Annotated in this window: 21 protein-coding genes; 15 read left to right on the forward strand and 6 right to left on the reverse strand. The window is 63.6% G+C overall.

The features are described from left to right. Positions 1-33: 33 nt before the first annotated feature. Positions 34-474 carry a hypothetical protein gene (locus LI72_RS19640; RefSeq protein WP_197051882.1) on the forward strand — a complete coding sequence of 147 codons (441 nt, stop codon included), beginning with the start codon at positions 34-36 and terminating at the stop codon, positions 472-474. A 70-nt stretch (positions 475-544) separates the two neighbouring features. Here the strand turns inward: LI72_RS19640 and LI72_RS11570 are convergent, their stop codons facing one another. After that, entirely contained in the window at positions 545-1,147 is a 603-nt protein-coding gene (locus LI72_RS11570) for an HNH endonuclease (RefSeq protein WP_033925969.1), read from the reverse strand. Positions 1,148-1,343: 196 nt separating this feature from the next. Between LI72_RS11570 and gluQRS the strand changes: the two genes are divergently transcribed. The 5 genes from gluQRS (at position 1,344) to egtD (ending at position 5,404) form a co-directional block, all read left to right on the forward strand. After that, positions 1,344-2,207: a tRNA glutamyl-Q(34) synthetase GluQRS gene (gluQRS, locus tag LI72_RS11575; RefSeq protein ID WP_443018121.1), complete on the forward strand. Its 864-nt coding sequence runs from the start codon at positions 1,344-1,346 to the stop codon at positions 2,205-2,207. Then, positions 2,204-2,425 carry a hypothetical protein gene (locus LI72_RS11580; protein WP_033925971.1) on the forward strand — a complete coding sequence of 74 codons (222 nt, stop codon included), beginning with the start codon at positions 2,204-2,206 and terminating at the stop codon, positions 2,423-2,425. The genes gluQRS and LI72_RS11580 overlap by 4 nt, the downstream gene beginning before the upstream one ends. 30 nt (positions 2,426-2,455) lie before the next feature. Beyond that, on the forward strand, positions 2,456-3,019 hold the full coding sequence (locus LI72_RS11585; RefSeq protein WP_033925972.1) for a cob(I)yrinic acid a,c-diamide adenosyltransferase: 564 nt from the start codon (positions 2,456-2,458) through the stop codon (positions 3,017-3,019). A gap of 107 nt (positions 3,020-3,126) precedes the next feature. Further along, the gene (gene egtB, locus LI72_RS11590; RefSeq protein WP_052129749.1) at positions 3,127-4,389 is read left to right on the forward strand and encodes an ergothioneine biosynthesis protein EgtB; all 1,263 of its coding nucleotides are present in this window, start codon (positions 3,127-3,129) and stop codon (positions 4,387-4,389) included. A 31-nt stretch (positions 4,390-4,420) separates the two neighbouring features. Then, positions 4,421-5,404 (forward strand): L-histidine N(alpha)-methyltransferase, encoded by a 984-nt coding sequence (egtD, locus tag LI72_RS11595; protein ID WP_052129750.1) that lies wholly within the window; start codon positions 4,421-4,423, stop codon positions 5,402-5,404. 7 nt (positions 5,405-5,411) lie between these two features. Here egtD and LI72_RS11600 read toward each other — a convergent pair whose 3' ends face one another. Both LI72_RS11600 and LI72_RS11605 read right to left on the reverse strand, forming a co-directional pair. Continuing rightward, on the reverse strand, positions 5,412-6,074 hold the full coding sequence (locus LI72_RS11600; protein WP_033925973.1) for an SDR family oxidoreductase: 663 nt from the start codon (positions 6,072-6,074) through the stop codon (positions 5,412-5,414). A gap of 17 nt (positions 6,075-6,091) precedes the next feature. Beyond that, complete coding sequence (locus LI72_RS11605) at positions 6,092-7,525, reverse strand: M20/M25/M40 family metallo-hydrolase (protein WP_081984864.1); 1,434 nt, start codon at positions 7,523-7,525, stop codon at positions 6,092-6,094. 106 nt (positions 7,526-7,631) lie between these two features. Here LI72_RS11605 and ispG point away from each other — a divergent pair, with 106 nt between their 5' ends. From ispG to LI72_RS20635, 5 genes are all read left to right on the forward strand, one after another. Beyond that, entirely contained in the window at positions 7,632-8,783 is a 1,152-nt protein-coding gene (gene ispG, locus LI72_RS11610; RefSeq protein WP_033925974.1) for a flavodoxin-dependent (E)-4-hydroxy-3-methylbut-2-enyl-diphosphate synthase, read from the forward strand. Next, positions 8,780-9,259 carry a GNAT family N-acetyltransferase gene (locus LI72_RS11615; protein WP_033925975.1) on the forward strand — a complete coding sequence of 160 codons (480 nt, stop codon included), beginning with the start codon at positions 8,780-8,782 and terminating at the stop codon, positions 9,257-9,259. Before ispG ends, LI72_RS11615 begins: the two co-directional genes overlap by 4 nt. 104 nt (positions 9,260-9,363) lie before the next feature. Further along, on the forward strand, positions 9,364-9,654 hold the full coding sequence (locus tag LI72_RS11620; protein WP_033925976.1) for an AbrB/MazE/SpoVT family DNA-binding domain-containing protein: 291 nt from the start codon (positions 9,364-9,366) through the stop codon (positions 9,652-9,654). Then, complete coding sequence (locus LI72_RS11625; RefSeq protein ID WP_033925977.1) at positions 9,651-10,031, forward strand: type II toxin-antitoxin system VapC family toxin; 381 nt, start codon at positions 9,651-9,653, stop codon at positions 10,029-10,031. Before LI72_RS11620 ends, LI72_RS11625 begins: the two co-directional genes overlap by 4 nt. 54 nt (positions 10,032-10,085) lie before the next feature. Beyond that, positions 10,086-10,214: a hypothetical protein gene (locus tag LI72_RS20635; protein ID WP_269429434.1), complete on the forward strand. Its 129-nt coding sequence runs from the start codon at positions 10,086-10,088 to the stop codon at positions 10,212-10,214. A 7-nt stretch (positions 10,215-10,221) separates the two neighbouring features. On the opposite strand, the gene LI72_RS11630 is transcribed toward LI72_RS20635, so the two are convergent. Next, positions 10,222-10,950 carry a ParA family protein gene (locus LI72_RS11630; RefSeq protein WP_033926335.1) on the reverse strand — a complete coding sequence of 243 codons (729 nt, stop codon included), beginning with the start codon at positions 10,948-10,950 and terminating at the stop codon, positions 10,222-10,224. Between the two features lie 13 nt (positions 10,951-10,963). Further along, positions 10,964-11,998 (reverse strand): alpha/beta fold hydrolase, encoded by a 1,035-nt coding sequence (locus LI72_RS11635; RefSeq protein ID WP_052129751.1) that lies wholly within the window; start codon positions 11,996-11,998, stop codon positions 10,964-10,966. A gap of 204 nt (positions 11,999-12,202) precedes the next feature. Here LI72_RS11635 and LI72_RS11640 point away from each other — a divergent pair, with 204 nt between their 5' ends. Beyond that, positions 12,203-14,398 carry a TonB-dependent receptor gene (locus tag LI72_RS11640; protein ID WP_231562448.1) on the forward strand — a complete coding sequence of 732 codons (2,196 nt, stop codon included), beginning with the start codon at positions 12,203-12,205 and terminating at the stop codon, positions 14,396-14,398. 27 nt (positions 14,399-14,425) lie between these two features. On the opposite strand, the gene LI72_RS11645 is transcribed toward LI72_RS11640, so the two are convergent. Continuing rightward, positions 14,426-15,247 (reverse strand): universal stress protein, encoded by an 822-nt coding sequence (locus tag LI72_RS11645; protein WP_052129752.1) that lies wholly within the window; start codon positions 15,245-15,247, stop codon positions 14,426-14,428. A gap of 179 nt (positions 15,248-15,426) precedes the next feature. Here LI72_RS11645 and LI72_RS11650 point away from each other — a divergent pair, with 179 nt between their 5' ends. Genes LI72_RS11650 through LI72_RS11660 form a run of 3 tightly spaced genes read left to right on the forward strand, consistent with a single transcriptional unit; the run spans position 15,427 to position 17,482 of the window. Continuing rightward, positions 15,427-16,134, forward strand: a complete 708-nt coding sequence (locus tag LI72_RS11650; RefSeq protein ID WP_033925978.1) for a CoA transferase subunit A — start codon at positions 15,427-15,429, stop codon at positions 16,132-16,134. Beyond that, positions 16,134-17,033, forward strand: a complete 900-nt coding sequence (locus tag LI72_RS11655) for an HAD family acid phosphatase (RefSeq protein WP_231562449.1) — start codon at positions 16,134-16,136, stop codon at positions 17,031-17,033. Before LI72_RS11650 ends, LI72_RS11655 begins: the two co-directional genes overlap by 1 nt. After that, positions 17,030-17,482, forward strand: a complete 453-nt coding sequence (locus LI72_RS11660; RefSeq protein WP_231562450.1) for a hypothetical protein — start codon at positions 17,030-17,032, stop codon at positions 17,480-17,482. Before LI72_RS11655 ends, LI72_RS11660 begins: the two co-directional genes overlap by 4 nt. Positions 17,483-17,485: the final 3 nt, after the last annotated feature.

Raw genomic sequence — 17,485 nt, forward strand, 5'->3', positions numbered from 1 at the left:
GACGATCAATATACTCCGAGATAGAATGTCCTGATGCAGAATGATCGCAAACGCATCTCAATCGATGACCAATATGCTCATGCGCTTGGGCTAGCGGCATATTGTTTTGCAATATGCGAGTGGAATGCTGTGTGGTCAGCCGAGCGATTACAGCCCGGTTATATTAGCACGATAGAGCCTTTGCGTAAAACGGCAGGTGTGATCGCGAAAGAGCTAATTGATCTTGTTAAAGCAATCAACGATCCAACCTTGAGGGCGATCTGTCTCATACCCTCGATGGAATTCCAAAGACTGGTCCAGGAACGCAATGGTTTACTGCATGGGAAACCAGGTACGGCTCCAAATGGCGATCAGCGGCTATTTCGGCGCGGCCAAGAATGGACAATATCAGCCATCGATGCATTCGCGGACGAAGTGTCGGCTTGTTCAATCCTGTTAAATGAAATCGTGCACGAGGATCTCGCTAAGCGCTAAGCGATATCCGGTTTCCACTATGTTCGCGCCGCGACAGCTGTCCCCAGAACGCCTTGAAGGCAATCCCCCCTCAAGCCTCCAGCTCGACATCCCAATACAGCCAGTCGTGCCAGCTTTCGTGCAGGTAGTTCGGCGGAAATGCTCTTCCGCGTTCCTGCAGCTGCCAGCTGGTCGGGCGGATCGGCTGGACCATCAGGCGCATGTTGGCCTGCGCCGGCGTGCGTCCGCCCTTGCGCATGTTGCAGGGTGCACATGCGGTGGCGACGTTCTGCCAGGTGGTCTTGCCGCCCAGGCGGCGCGGGACGACGTGGTCGAAGGTGAGGTTGTGCGGCGATCCGCAATACTGGCAGTGGAAGCGGTCGCGCAGGAACAGGTTGAAGCGGGTGAAAGCGGGATATTCGGACGGCTTTACATATTGCTTCAATGCGATCACCGACGGGATCTTCATCTGGATCGTCGGGGAGTGCACCTCGCGCTCATAGGTCTCGATGACATCGACCCGGTCGAGGAAGATCGCCTTGATCGCGGTCTGCCACGGCCACAGGCTGAGCGGATAATAGCTCAAGGGGGTGTAATCGGCGTTGAGAACGAGGGCGGGGCAGCTATCCGGGTGCCGGATAAAGTCGGGATGCGGGTCCCTTATGGCCCGTTCAATCAAATCGGGATGAAACATGGTCGGCTTAAACCCTCTCCCATTCGTCCGCGCTGCTTCCTATAAACCCAAGTGCGTGACAGCCCCATGACAAAAATGCGGTAACAGAATTTACGGTTAATCAGCATGCCGACACGACCAAGGTCAAGAGGGCACACCCACGATATATGGTGATAACTGCGCACATTACACCCAAGCCGTGGACGTGCAGGCCATGATGCGCACCCGCTTTGCGCCGAGCCCCAATGGCGCATTGCATCTGGGCCATGCCTATGCGGCACTTCGCGCGCACGACCTTGCGCGGCAGATGAGCGGCGCGTTCCTGCTGCGGATCGAGGATATCGATGGGGTGCGTTCAAGACCTGATCTGGTCGAGGCGATTTTTGCCGACCTCCGCTGGCTGGGGCTGCATTGGGACGGCGAGGTGCTGTTCCAGTCGACGCGGCTTGCAGCGTACGAGGCCGCGCTCGCCGATCTCAGGGCAAGGGGCCTCCTCTACCCCTGTTTCTGCACGCGCAGCCAGATCGCTACGGCAGGCGCGCAGCCGGGGCCGGAGGGTCTGGTCTATCCCGGCACCTGCCGCGCGCTAGGCGAGGATGAACGGGCCCGGCGAATGGCCGATGAACCGCACGCCTGGCGGCTGGATATGGCCGCCGCGAAGGCGCAGGCGGGCGCGCTCTCCTGGCACGACCAGGAGGCGGGCGAGCAGGCGGCGCGCCCCGATCACTTCGGCGATGTCGTGCTGGCGCGCAAGGATGCGCCCGCGAGCTATCATCTGGCGGTGACGCTCGATGATGCCCACCAGCAGATCAGCCATGTCGTGCGCGGGGCTGACCTGTTTGCCGCCACCCATGTCCACCGGCTGCTGCAGGCGTTGTTCGATCTGCCGGTGCCGATCTACCATCATCACCGACTGCTCGCAGGAGCCGACGGGCGCAAGCTTGCGAAGAGCGAAGGTGCCGCAGCCCTAGCGTCATTGCGCGAGGCCGGGGCGGATGGACCGGCGCTGCTGGAAAATTTGCGAAAAGCCATGCTTCCTTCTGGCATTTCGTGGGGCGAGCCCTCATATAGCAGGCCATGAACATCATCATCATCCTGGCGATTGTCGCTCTGGCAGTCATGGTTCTGGTCAGCCTCGTGCGTGGCCTTGTCGCCTTCATCCAGATGACGGAGGAAGACCTCAAATCGCCCGGCGTCGGTCGCAGCCACCAGATGCAGAACAAGATGATGTTCGCCCGCGTCAAATATCAGGCGATGGCGATTGCTGCGGTCGCGGTGCTGATGCTGGTAAACCGCTGAGCCTTCAGGGGCGACACGCGGCAACGGCACATGGTCAAGCTCAACAAGATCTACACTCGCACCGGCGATGACGGCACTTCGGGCCTTGTCGATGGCTCGCGCGTCGCCAAGGATTGTCCGCGCATGGCGGCGATCGGCGATATTGACGAGCTGAACAGCGCGCTGGGGCTGGCCGTGGTCGCGCTGGGCGAGAGCGATTTCACCGCCGACCTGATCCGCGTGCAGAACGACCTGTTCGATCTGGGCGCCGATATCGCGACCCCGGGCGACGATTTCGAGCCTTCCGAAATGGTGCTGCGCATCGTGCCGCAGCAGATCGCGTGGATCGAACAGCGCATCGATGCCATCAATGATTCGCTGCCGCCGCTGAAGAGCTTCATCCTGCCCGGCGGAAGCCCCGGCGCGGCAGCCGTGCACCTTGCCCGCGCCATCGCGCGCCGCGCCGAACGCACATTGGTCGCCGCCTCGCATGACGGATCGATCAATCCGTCTGCGCGTATCTACGTGAACCGGCTGTCGGACTTCCTGTTCGTGCTCGCGCGCCGGATCAACAACGGCAACGATCCGCTCTGGGTACCGGGCGCATCGCGATAACACTCTGTTCTCCGGCCAGCGCCGGGGCCCAGGAGTCCGACAGAGCGCCATCGCTCCTGGATTCCGACGTGCGCCGGAAAACGGATATACGGGGAGGATAGACCATCATGAACGCCGCCGCCTCCATTCCTGCGATACACGCCCCCGTCTTGGCCGATCTGTTCACCCAGGTCCGCGCGCTCAGCGTGGCCCTGACCGATCCGCTGTCCGATGCCGATGCCACCGTGCAGGCGATGGACGATGCCTCTCCCGCCAAGTGGCATCTGGCGCACACCAGCTGGTTCTTCGAAACCTTCATTCTGCGCGATCATGTGCCGGGCTATCAGCCGTTCGACCCCAATTATCACTTTCTGTTCAACAGCTATTACGAGGCCGAGGGCGCGCGCCATGCGCGGCCGATGCGCGGCATGCTGACCCGGCCGTCGCTCGACGACATCCGCGCCTATCGCGCGCATGTCGATGCCGCGATGCTGCAGGCTATGCCCACGCTCAGTAACGAAGTGCTGGCACTGGTCGAACTGGGGTTGAACCACGAACAGCAGCATCAGGAACTCCTCCTGACCGACATTCTGTACCTTTTTGCGCAGAACCCGCTGAACCCCGCGATCTGGCCGCCTGCGCCGATTGCGTCGACCCACGCCTTGCCGATCGAATGGATCGAGGGGCCGGTCGGCCGGGTCGAGATCGGCCATGATGGCGCTGGTTTTGCGTTCGACTGCGAAGGGCCGCGCCATCCGGTGTGGCTAACCCCTTATGCGCTCGCCAACCGCGCCGTGACCAATGGCGAATGGGCCGCTTTCATCGCAGATGGCGGTTACAGCCAATCGCGCCACTGGCTGTCCGATGGCTGGGCCTGGGTGCAGGCCAATGGAATCGAAGCGCCGCTCTATTGGCGCAAGGATCAGGACGGCGGCTGGCAGCAGTTCGGGCTCGATGGCCTGCGCAGCGTCGATCCGGCCGCGCCCGTCTGCCATATCAGCCTGTACGAGGCCGATGCCTATGCCGCCTGGGCGGGCGCTCGGCTGCCGACCGAGGCCGAATGGGAGGCGATCGCCGCACTGCACGATAGTGCCTCGGGCAACCAGCTTGACCGGGCCGGCCCGGTGCGCCCGCGCGCCGATGCTGCGGCATCGGTGTATGGCAATGTCTGGCAATGGACCGGCAGCGCCTATCGCCCCTATCCGGGTTTCAAGGCGGCCGAAGGCGCGGTGGGCGAGTATAACGGCAAGTTCATGTCCGGCCAGTTCGTGCTGCGCGGCGCAAGCTGTGCAACCCCGCGCGGCTCCGTGCGTCCCAGTTATCGCAACTTCTTTTACCCCCATCAAAGATGGCAGTTCACCGGCCTCAGGCTGGCCAAAGACCTGAGCTGATCGACCTGCAGGAGCGCATCCCTTGGCTACCATGATCCAGACTTCCGACGCCCCGGACCAGACACCGTCGGCAGAGGCAGATCCGGCCTTCAGGGACGACGTCCTCGCCTGTTTTCGCAGCACGCGGCGCGCGATCCCGGCGCGCTGGCTGTACGACCTGGCAGGCTCGGAGCTGTTCGAGGCGATCACCGATCTGCCCGAATATTACCCCACCCGCACCGAAACCGCGCTGCTTCAGCGCTATTGCGGCGAAGTGGCGGCGCAGGGCGGTGCGGGCCGGGCGGTGGTGGAATTCGGCTCGGGATCGTCGGTCAAGACGCCCCATCTGCTGCGCGCGGTTCAGGGCGATCATTATGTGCCCATCGATATCTCGGGCGATTTCCTGCGCGATTCCGCCGCAAGCCTCGCTGCGGACTTTCCGCAGTTGCAGGTGCACCCGCTCGAGGGCGATTTCATGCACCCGCTCAAGCTCCCCGATGATATCGCCGATGTGCCCAAGCTCGGCTTCTTCCCAGGCTCCACCATTGGCAACATGGTCGCGCGCACCTCGGTCGATCTGCTGCGGTCGATGCGCGAGACGCTGGGCGAGGGGGCAATGCTGCTGATCGGCATGGATCGGATCAAGTCGCCCGATATTCTGATCCCCGCCTATGACGATGCTCAGGGCGTGACCGCAGAGTTCAATCTCAACCTGCTGCGCCGCATCAATCGCGAGCTGGACGGCGACATTCCGGTCGAAAGCTTTCGCCATGTCGCGCGCTGGAACGACAGCTATGCGCGGATCGAAATGCATCTCGAGGCGCTGGAGGATGTGGCGTTCGAGGTGCTGGGCGAGCGGTTCAGCATGGCCAAGGGCGAGACGATCCACACCGAAAACAGCCACAAATACGGCCCCCGCGATGCGCGGCTGCTGCTGCGCTCGGGAGGCTGGACGACGCGGCACGAATGGACCGACCCCGATGACTGGTTCGCGCTGATCCTCGCCGAAGCCAAGCCCTTCCAGCGCGCGCCTTGATCGGCGGTCACCACTCCAGCCGGTTGCCCTGATAGTCGAGGAACGACCCGCTCTGGCTGGGAGACAGATTGGCGATCACCGCGCGAAACCCGGTGATGCTGGTAGCAGCATCGATTTGCGCGCCGGGGCCGCCCATGTCGGTCTTGACCCAGCCGGGATGGACCATCGCCAGCGCCAGGCCGCTGTCCTTCCAGTCGATGCTGAGCGAACGCCAGGCCGCATTGAGCGCGGCCTTGGAGCTGCGATAGGCCAGCAGGCCGCCACCGTCGTTGCCCGCGATACTGCCCAGCGTCGAGGACAGCGCGATCATCTTGCGCTGCTCCGAGGCAAGGACATTGCCCTTCAGCCGGATGGCGAGCTCGGTCGGCGCGATGACATTGGTCATGAACGTATCCGACCAGCCAGCGCGATCGAACGTCTGTGGTCCGAGCATGCCGGCATTGGCGATCATCACGTCGATCGGTCGATCGCCCAGCGTGGCCTGCAACGCATCGAGCCCTGCGGGATCGGTGGTTTCCAAAGCGATCACTTCGGCCCCGGTGCCCTTGAGCTCCGTCGCGGCCTCAGGATCGCGCGCGGTGGCGATGACGGTCCAGCCGTCCGCGGCATATTGCCGTGCGAACTCGAGCCCGAGCCCGCGATTGGCTCCTGTGATGAATACCGTCGGCATAAGTGTCTCCTGTCGGCTCAATCGGCCAGGTGCTTGAGGATCAGATACCAGTGATCCAGTCCGGCGTAGAAATCCTCGACCCGGATGCGCTCGTTGAGGCCGTGCGCGAACATGTCCGCATCGCGCATCGCAGCGCCGCTGATCGCAACGGTGTTCAGCCCGAGAGCGCGGTAGTGCATGCCATCGGTGCCGCCTGATTCCATATAGGGTGCGATGACCATGTCGGGGAAGCGCGCGTGCACACCGGCCTTGACCGCGCCGAGCACCTCGGCATCCAGCGTCGAGGCAGGGCTTTCCACGACATCGGTGGCGAGCTTGAAGGTGACCTTGTCGTTGCCGATTGCCTTCTTCAGCGCGGCCTCGGCTGCAGCGGCACCGCCTTCACCGGGGAAGATGCGGCAGTTTACCGTGGCGGTGGCCGATTGCGGCAGCGCGTTTTCGGCATGGCCGCCTTTCAGCATCGTCGCCACGCAAGTGGTCGACAGCATGTTCGATGTCGCGGGCGAAGCCAGCAATGTCGCACGCGCCGCTTCGTCAGCCGGGTTGCGCGAAAACGCCAGCATCGCCTCACCCAGCGGGCCGGGCGTGATCTTGCCCAACTCGGCGAACGATCCGCGCGTGATCGCATTGTCGCGCACCGGGAAGCGATAGGCCTCTATCGCCTTCAGCGCCGATGCCAGCTCGTAGATCGCATTGTCGGGCCGGGGGCGCGACGAATGGCCGCCGGGGTTGGTGACGGTCAGTTCGAACGTGGCGAACGTCTTTTCCGCTGCCTGCACCCCGAACATGATCGGCTTGAAATCCTCGGTCAGCCGGATGCCGCCGGCATCGCTGTTGAGCACCAATGCGGGCTTGATCGTCTCGGCGACCATCTTCGCCTGCGCGCGGGTGCTGATCATGCCGGTCTCTTCATCGCCCGAAAAGACGAGCACCAGATCGCGCCTCGGCGTCCAGCCTTCCTTCTTCAGCCGGATGAAAGTGTGCGCCAGGCTGGCGATGCCGTATTTGTTGTCCAGCGTGCCGCGGCCGAAGAAATAGCCTTCCTCCTCGGTCAGCGTGAACGGAGGGCGCTCCCAATCCTCGGGCAGCGCCTCGACCACATCCATATGCCCCAGCAGCACGATCGGCCCGGCCTTGGCTTTGCCCTTGGCCCGGTAGGTGACCATCAGCCCCTGGGTGGGCTCGCCATCGCTGTCATAATCGGTGACGGTGATGTCGCCTTCGGGGAAGCCCGCCTTGACGAACTCGCCCTTGAGATACGCGACCATGGCAGGGACCTGCTTGTGGCCGCGTGCGGTGCGGAAACCGATGATGTTGCGATATAATTCGCGTGCTGCCTGCTCCTGCGCGCTACGCTGGGTCGCCGTCGGTTGCGCGAGCGCGGGCAGGCTGGCCGTTCCCGCCATCGCCAGCAGGCTTGCCGTCAGTGCCAGCTTCATCATCGTCTTCATCTGCAAATCCCCCGATCGGTTTTGAGGTGGCTGTCTTTATGCCCTGATGTCTCGCCAAAGCCGCATCGAGCGACTATAACCACCTGACACTCTTGGAGAGCAATTTATGTCGGCCCACAACCCTTCTCTGCGTCCCTGGCGCGATATCGACCGGCGCAAGTGCCGCCAGATCATGGTGGGCAATGTACCGGTGGGGGGCGACGCCCCGGTCAGCGTGCAGACGATGACCAACACGCTGACATCCGACGCGAAAGCGACGATCGACCAGATCCGCCGCTGCGAAGAGGCCGGAGTCGATATCATCCGCGTGTCGTGCCCCGATGTCGAATCCACCGCCGCGATGAAGCAGATCGTGCGCGCCTCGAAGGTGCCGATCGTCGCCGACATCCATTTCCACTACAAGCGCGCGCTCGAAGCTGCGGACGCAGGGGCTGCGTGCCTGCGCATCAACCCCGGCAATATCGGATCGTCCGAGCGCGTGCGCGAGGTCGTCAACGCTGCCAAGGCCAATGGCTGCGCGATCCGCATCGGCGTCAACGCCGGTTCGCTGGAAAAGGACCTGCTCGAGAAATATGGCGAGCCTTGCCCCGAGGCGCTCGTCGAAAGCGCGCTCGATCATATCAAGCTGCTGCAGGACCATGATTTCCACGAGTTCAAGGTCGCGGTGAAGGCGAGCGACGTGTTCCTCGCGGTCGCAGCCTATCAGCAGCTCGCCGATGCGGTCGATTGCCCGCTGCACCTCGGCATTACCGAGGCGGGCGGCCTGATCGGCGGCACGGTGAAGAGCGCGATCGGGATCGGCAACCTGCTCTGGGCAGGGATCGGCGACACCATCCGCGTCTCGCTTTCGGCCGAGCCCGAGGAAGAGGTGCGCGTCGGCTACGAGATCCTCAAGTCGCTGGGCATCCGCACCCGCGGCGTGCGCATCGTCAGCTGCCCCAGCTGTGCGCGCCAGGGCTTCGATGTCATCCGTACCGTGCAGAAGCTCGAGGAGCGGCTGCAGCATATCAACACGCCGCTGTCGCTCTCGGTGCTGGGCTGCGTCGTCAACGGCCCCGGCGAAGCGCGCGAGACCGACATCGGCCTGACCGGCGGCGGCAAGGGCAAGCACATGGTGTATCTGTCCGGCATCACCGACCATACGGTCGAGGATGAAGGCATGGTCGATCACATCGTCCGGCTGGTCGAGGCCAAGGCGGCGGAAATCGAGGCCGAAGCCACCGACGCTGGCAATGCCGAGGCCGTGGCTGCGGAATGACCATTTCGATCCGGCCCGCGCGGCCCGGCGATGAGGCCGATATCCTGCGACTGGTGGTCGCGCTGGCTGTCTACGAGCGTGAACCCGATGCGGTGCAGGCGACCGAGGAATCGCTGCGCACGACCCTGTTCTGCGACAACCCGCAGGTGTTCGCGCATCTCGCCGAGATGGACGGCGAGGTGGTCGGGCTCGCGCTGTGGCTGCTGACCTATTCGACCTGGACCGGCGCGCCTTCGCTGTATCTGGAAGACCTGTTCGTCGACCGGAAGGCGCGTGGCACCGGGACCGGTCGCGCCTTGCTGGCCACGCTGGCGCGCGAGGCCAAGGCGCGCGGCTGCGCGCGCATGGACTGGGCCGTGCTCGACTGGAACGCCAAGGCCAAGGATTTCTACCACCATATCGGCGCACACCATTCCGAAGGCTGGGAACCCTGGCGGATCGAGGGCGAGGCGCTGGAGCGACTGGCTGACGGATAACCCCCTTTCGCGTGAATATGCGCTTGGCTCTGCTGCGCTGCGCCGGAGCGGGTTGTTGAAGCCCTCTGGGTCCTATGGTAATTTCAGGTCCCAAGGAGACGCGCATGACCTATTCGGCCAAGCTGATCAAAGGCGGAAAGATCGTGATTCCGGCGGATCTGCGCCGCGAACTGGGTTTCACCGAGGGCGACCGATTGGTGTTCGAACGAGAAGGCGAGACGCTGGTGATCAAGAGCTACCGCCAGGTGGTGCGTGAAGTTCAGGAAGCCTTTCGCCCCTTTCGGCCCAGCGATGGCAGCAGCTTGGTGGATGCCTTGATGGACGACCGTCGCGCGGAAGCACGTCTGGAGGAACAGGAAGCTGCGAACGTCGGACAGCACCCGGGGCCGAAGTGACTTTCGTTCTGGACGCCTCGGTGGTCCTCGCTGTCATATTCGAGGAGCCGGGCGGAAACGACGTGGCCGAGCTGCTGAGCGACAGTGTGATGTCGAGCGTGAATTACAGTGAAGTGCTCACGCGCTGCCTTGAACGCGGCATGGAGAGTGCCAGCCTGGAGAGGCAGATTGCTCGTCTGGGCATCGACATCGTGCCTTTTTCAGTCGCTGAGGCTCGCCTTGGCGCTGCCCTGCGCCAGCCTACGCGGCATCGCGGTCTGTCCTTTGCGGACCGGGCATGTCTTGCTCTGGCGCAGCTTCGCGGCATGCCGGCCTTGACCGCAGACCGGCAATGGCAAGGTCTTGGCGTCGGGGTGGACATCCAGCTGATCCGCTAGAATTTGCCGAGCGGTTTAACGGGTTTTTAGGTCTTTTGGCCGCAGCATGCTGGCATGAGCAAAGCTGTAGCCCTCGCTGCCCCGTCCGGTCATGATCCTGTATGGCAAGGCGTGATCCGTTTCATGCTGGTTTCCGGATGCGCCACCGCGCTGATGCTGGCGCGCTATCCGCTGCCTTTCTGACGGCGGCTTATCCCGCCAGCTTGCGCTCAATCCCCTGCCATAGCTTCGCATAAGCCTGCGCTGCAGGGCTTTTGGGATCGAACGCACCCACCGGCTTGCGCTCCTCGGCCATCCGCTCGACCGAGCTTGCCATCGGGATGACCGGCCAGTCGGGATAGGTTTCGAGCGCCTGCTTGTGCAGCGCGCGCCGCCGGTCGACCATCACGAACACCGGCAGCATCGGGGCGTGCTTGCCCGATTTGCCATCGAGATAGGCCTGTACCTCGACAAAGGCGCGCTGCGAAAGCGGCGAGGGGATGATCGGAACGATCACCAGATCGGCCGCGCGGAGCACCTGGTCGGAGGTTTCGCTCAGCCCCGGCGGACAATCGAGTATGATCCGGTCATAGGTCTTGCCGAGGCCGTCGAGCAGCTTCTTCAGCCGCTTGGCCTTGCCGATCTCGAACAGCAGCCGGTCGAGCCCGCGCAGCGAATGGTCTGCCGCGAGCAGGTCGAGCCCCTCGATCTGCGAGGGGCGCACCAGCTTTTCGGGCGCGACATCGCGCGCGAAGATCGAACGCGCCTCGTCCTTCACCACCCGCTCATTGCCAATCAGATGGGTGGCGGCGCCCTGCGGATCGAGATCCCACAACAGCGTTCGCCGGGACGACAGCACTGCGGAGCACCACGCCAGGTTGACCGCGCTGGTGGTCTTGCCGACGCCGCCCTTGAGATTGTAGACGGCGATGCTGTGCATCCGGTCCCCCATGTCAGCCCCCTGTTCTCGCTGTTGGTATGGCAGCAGGAGCAGCAGCACCGCTAGCCGCCGATTGTGTCGGGACTGTTGCAGGCTGGTTCAGTCCGGACTTTTCCAGCCATCCGCGCAGGTCTGCCACGGTGCGGGCCGGATCTTCCTCCATCGGCAGGTGGCCCAGATTGTCATATGTCACCAGAGTGTCATTGGGCAGCTGGCGCGCAAACCAGATGGCGTTGGGCAGCGGAATCAGCGTGTCCTTCTTTCCCCACAGGATCAGCGAGGGCATGGTCAGCCCGGCAAATTCCATCGCATCGGCCGGTTTGCGCGGGAAATCGCCGCGCGCCACGGTGGCTTCGCGGTTGCCGGGGTGGCGCAGCAGCTTCCAGTAGAGATCGGCCATGGCAGGGGTGATCCGGGAAGGATCGCCTACGCTCTGCTCCAGGCTCTGCTTGATGATCACGCGCGGGGTGAACACTTTGATGATCGGGCGGACCGCGGCGCTCTGCGCCAACTGGAAGCCGATCGGGATCTTGGTGGGCTTGGCCTCGGGCGCACCCGACGCGTCGACCAGCACCAGCCCGGCAACGCGCGCGGGATATTTCAGCGCGATGTTCCAGGCGACCCAGCCGCCCATCGAGTTGCCCGCAACGACATAGCGGCTGATCCCCAGCGCGTTCATCACTTCGGCGCCGGTATCGCGGAACGCCTCGGTGCTGTAGTCGCCCTTGACCTGCGCCCCGGTGAGGCCATGGCCCGGCTGGTCATAGCGAACGACGCGATAGTCCTTTTTCAGGTCATCGACCCATCCCTGCCAGGTGTGCAGCGAGGCGTTCGACCCATGGATCAGGAGGATCGCAGGCGCATCGCGCGGTCCCTCGTCGCGCACATGCACGCTCTGGCCATTGGGCAGCTCGATGAACTGGGATGGCGGCTGGCCATATTGCGCTTGCAGCTCGCTGGGCTCGATATCGGGCGCATAGCCCCACACACCCAGACCGATGATCGCGACGACAACCAGAACAAGCAGCCATTTCAGGAATTTGAGCATAGTGCGCGGGTCCTCGCTGCAGGCAGTGCAATCCGGCCATGCTAGTGGCAATGTCTGGCCAATTCCAGCGCCTTGGCATCGCCGCACCGAGCCCTCGGCGTGGTTGCGGATTTCTGTTGCAGTTAAGAATGCCTATCATTAGTACGCGCCCACTGAAAACGAGAATCGCTGGCAATGTCATGCCGCGAAACGGGGTGGGGCTTCATGCTGCTGAATTCGGGGTTTGCGGGCGTTCTGGGCGCGGTTTCGGTTCTGGCGTTGAGCGCAGCTCTGGTCCCTGTGCATGCAGCCGATGCGAGCGCAGCAGCAGCTGCTGCTGCGAGCGCCGCTGCTGCTGCGAGCGCCGCTGCTGCGAGCGATGATGTCGAAAGCGCCGACGACCAGCGCGAGATTATCGTGACCGGCCGCTCCGAGGGCTATCTCGCGCTTGATATCGTCCGCGCGGCCAAGACGCCCACACCGCTGGTCGACATTCCCCAGGCGATCTCGGTCTACACCCGCGAGCAGATCGAAGACCAGGCGCTGCAGGATCTGGCCGATGTGCTGCGCTATACGCCCGGCGTGTCGTCGAATCAGGGTGAGGGGCATCGCGACCAGATCTCGATCCGCGGTCAGGACACCACTGCCGATTTCTTCGTCGATGGCGTTCGCGATGACGTGCAGTATTACCGCCCGCTCTACAATCTGGAGCGCGTGGAAGTCCTCAAGGGATCTAACGCCCTGCTCTTTGGCCGCGGTGGCGGTGGCGGCGTGGTCAACCGTGTCAGCAAGACCCCGGTGCTCGATGAGACCTTCTACGGTGGATCGGCCTCGGTCGACAGCTTCGGCGCCTTTGCCCTGACCAGCGACATCAACGCCGCGCTGGGCGAGACCGCAGGCCTGCGGTTGAACGCGATGTACGAGGAATTCGACAACCACCGCGACGTCTTCGGCGGGAATCGCATCGCGATCAACCCGACCGCCGGTTTCAGCATCGGCGACAACACGCGGTTGCTGCTCTCTTATGAATTCATCGACGATGATCGCATTGTCGACCGCGGGATCCCGGCTATCCCGGGGGGCACGATCGCCAATCCGGCGCGCCCAGAACGCGGCGTGTATCGGACCTTCTTCGGATCGGCGCAGGTCAACCAGACCTCGCTGGAAGCGCACATCTTGCGCGGACGGCTGGAGCACAGCTTCACCGACAATCTGCGCTACGACATGACCGTGCAATATGCCGATTACGACAAGGCCTATGGCAATCTGTTTGCGGCGGCCAGCAATCTGGGGGCAGGACGGGTCACGCTCGATTCCTATCGCGATGCGACCCAGCGCGAGAATTTCTTCGTGCAGGGCAATCTCGTCTGGACCGGCGAGACCGGGATATTCGCGCACACGCTGCTGGCGGGCTATGAATATGGCGACCAGCGTTCGGCCAACAACCGGCAGAATGGGCGTTTTGCCACCAGCGGCACCAACACGGCGACCTTCGCCTTCTCCGACCCGCTGGTCATTCCGGCAGTGACCTTCCCGGTCACCAACCGCAACACGGTGTCGGATGTCAGCTTCTATTCGCTCTATCTCCAGGACCAGATCGGCATTGGCGAGCATTTCGATATCGTGCTGGGCGCGCGGTACGACCGCTTCGAGATCGACGTCAACGATATCCAGGCCGGGCGGCAGCTGTCGCGGACGGATACAGAATGGTCGCCCCGGCTGGGCCTGATCTTCAAGCCGATCGAGGCGATGTCCTTCTATGCCAGCTACACCAAGACCTTCCTGCCGCGATCGGGCGACCAGTTTCTCACGCTGACCCCCGCCCAGGCGACGCTTGCCCCCGAAGCCTTCGACAATTACGAGATCGGGGCGAAATGGGACATTGCCGACAATCTGCGCGTGTCGGCCGCCATCTTCCAGCTCGACCGGGAAAACGGCGTCGTCGTCGATCCTGCCAACCCGGCCAATTCGCTGCTCACCGGCAGCCGTACGCGAGGCTTCGAAGCGCAGTTCACAGGCCAGATCACCGCGGCCTGGCAGGTCAACGCAGGCTATTCGTACCTCGATTCCGATGAACGCGGCCGGGTGGTCGCAGGCGCGCTCGCCAACCGCACGATCGGGCAGGTGCCGCGTCACATGGCCAGCCTGTGGAACCGGTTTGACGTCAGCGACCGGCTGGGCTTCGGCCTGGGCGTCACTCACCAGTCCAGCCAGTTCGCCAGCATTTCGAACATCGTGCGGCTGCCCGCATTTACCCGGGTCGATGCGGCGGTGTTCTTCAAGCTGACCGACCAGATCGAAGCGCAGGTCAATGTCGAGAACCTGTTCGACGAGCGCTATTTCCCGGCTTCGCACAACGACAACAACATCACCACGGGCGAGCCGATCAACGCCCGCTTCACGGTCCGGGCGCGCTTCTGACGCGCCCGTCCGTGGCAATGCGCGCAGTCAGTGCGCGAGCAGCAGCGGGATCGGCGAATCCTTGAGGAAATAGCGAGTCACCCCGCCAAGCAGCACTTCGCGCAGGCGGCTGTGTCCGAACGCGCCCATCACCAGCAGGTCGGCGCCAATCTCGCCCGCGACATTCTCGATCACTTCCTCGATCGCCAGCAGTCCGCGTTCGCGCTCGATCAGCTCGCTGCACACGCCATGGCGAGAGAGATATTCGCACGCCTCGGTCGATGGGAAGCCGCCGGCCTTCTTGGGTTCGACGATCGACACCAGATGCACCGATGCTGCATTCTTGAGCAGGGGCACCGCCTGGCGGACCGCACTGGCCGCTTCGTGGCTGCCGTCCCAGGCGATCAGCACCTTGCCGCCGGTGTGGAGCGATTTCAGCGTTGTCGGCACCGCCAGCACCGGGCAGCGCGTCTCCACCGCCACATCGGCGATCGACAGCAGCGGGTGCGGGCGGACATTGCGCTGGGCATTGTCCAGCGACAGCACGATCACGTCGGCCAGCCGCGAGGCGCTGATCACGGCCTGGGTGACATCGCCGTCATAGGCGGTCCAGTCCCATGGCAGGCCCTCGATGCCCATCTGCGCCTCGACCAGCGCGCGCAGCTTTTCTTCGTCTGCGCGCAGCTGTTCCAGCATGCCGGACGGCACGTAGCTGCCCCCCATTGGATCCATGACGATAAAGCCGGAGAGCGGGGTTGCCTGCAGAAAGGTGATATGCCCGTTCTGGCTGCGCGCCAGGTCCAGCGCGACTTGCAACCGGGATTCGAATGCCTTGCCACCATCGGCATAAACCAGAATGGATTTCATCATGCGCTCTCCTCTTTTGATGTCTGCAGCCTGCGCCTCAATGCAGGCGAATGCATTGATTCAAATCAACCGGGCGCTGGAAAAAGCACGGGCTTGCCGCTAGGGCTGGCGGGGAACGCGAATCACGGAAATCCTGCCGTTGGACGGCTGCTTTCATCCATTTGCCTTGGAGACTTCTTGTCATGCAGAAAATCTATCCCGATGCCACATCCGCTCTGGAAGGTCTGCTGTTTGACGGGATGCACATCTGCGCCGGCGGCTTTGGCCTGTGCGGTATTCCCGAACGTCTGATCGATGCGATCCGCGATGCCGGGACCAAGGATCTCACCATCGCCAGCAACAATGCCGGGATCGATGGCGAGGGGCTGGGCAAGCTGCTGCGCACCCGCCAGGTCAAGAAGATGATTTCCAGCTATGTCGGCGAGAACAAGGAGTTCGAGCGGCAGTATCTGGCAGGCGAGCTCGAGGTCGAATTCTGCCCTCAGGGTACGCTCGCCGAACGCTGCCGCGCAGGCGGCGCGGGCATCCCCGGCTTCTATACCAAGACCGGCGTCGGCACCCAGGTGGCCGAGGGCAAGGAGCACAAGGATTTCGACGGCCAGACCTATATTCTGGAGCGCGGCATCTACGCCGACCTGTGCATCATCAAGGGGTGGAAGGCCGACACCTCGGGCAACCTGATCTTCCGCAAGACCGCGCGCAACTTCAACCAGCCGATGGCGACCGCAGGCAAGATCTGCGTTGCCGAGGTCGAGGAAATCGTCGAGACCGGCAGCCTCGACCCAAACTGCATCCACCTGCCAGGCATCTATGTGAAGCGCCTGATCTGCGGCGCGCCCTATGACAAGAAGATCGAGTTCAAGACCGTGCGCGAGCGGACTGCAGCGTGATGCGCTCTGACCCTCTCCCCTGGCGCAGGCAGGGAAGGGCCGCGTTCACGACGCTTCTGGGCGCGTTTGCCCTGTCTGCATGCACCACGACCATCGTCGAATCGCCTGCCGCGCCGGCAGCCCCTGCCGCCGTTCCGGCGCCTTCCGTGCCGATGGGCCAGCAATGGCTCTACGGTTCGGCCGAAGGCGCGATCTCGGTCCGCCAGACCTACAGCCAGCTGACCGCTTATGCATTGGCGAAGGCAAAGGCGCGGCCCGCCGACAGCGTGATCATCGACGAGACGACCGGCAAGCCGTTCGCCTGCGGTGACAAACCGCTAGCCGCCGTGTTCGATGCCGACGAGACCCTGATCTGGAACATCGGCCCGATGCGCTGGTTCGCGCTGACCGGCAAGGAATTCGACGCCAAGACCTGGGACCAGTGGGAAAAGACCGGCACGGGCAAGGCGGTCGCGATGCCCGGCGCGCTGGAGGCCATGGCTGCGCTGCGCGCCGCCGGGATCACGCCGATTGCCAACACCAACCGGTCCGCGGTCAATGCCGCAGGTAGCGAACAGACATTGGCCGCAGCCGGCCTTGGCGCGTTCAAGCACGGCGAGACCCTTTTCCTGATGGGCGATGATGCCACCGGTTCGAGCAAGGATCAGCGCCGGGCGACCATCGCGGCGCGCTGGTGCGTGATCGCGATGGCGGGCGACCAGCTCGGCGATTTCCGCAATGGTTTCAACAAGCCCGAGCAGCCGCCACTGGCGCGCCGAACGCTGGCCACCGCCGCTCCCTATGACGGACTGTGGGGTAACGGCTGGTTCCTGTTTGCAAACCCCGTCTACGGCCCGTCGATCCGCGGCGGCTATGACGACATCTTCCCGGCTGAAACGCACTGGGAGCCGCAGCAGTGAACAGCCTGTCGCAGGGGCAGATGTGGTTGATTGCCGGCGGATCGCTGAGCATTGCCGCATCGCTGCTGCATCTGGGCTGCATCATCGGCGGTCCGGAATGGTACCGGTTCTTCGGTGCGGGCGAGCGGGTCGCGCAGGCCGCAGCGCGGGGCAGCTGGGTTCCGGCTGCCATGACGTCCGGCATCGCTGCGGTGCTCGCGATCTGGGCGGCTTATGCGTTTTCGGGCGCCGGTCTGATCGCCCGGTTGCCGCTGTTGCGCGCCGGGCTGGTCGTGATCAGCGCCATTTATGTTCTGCGCGGAATGGTGCTGTTTTTCCCATCCGCCTTTCAACGTCCCGACCTGTCGGAATCCTTTCTCCGCTGGTCTTCGATCATCGTTCTCGCCTTCGGCCTGGTGTATGCCATCGGGACCTGGCGAGCCTGGAACAGCTTGAGTGGAGAAGCCTAGACT

This window comes from Sphingomonas sp. 35-24ZXX, assembly GCF_000786215.1.
Classification (GTDB): Bacteria; Pseudomonadota; Alphaproteobacteria; order Sphingomonadales; family Sphingomonadaceae; genus Blastomonas.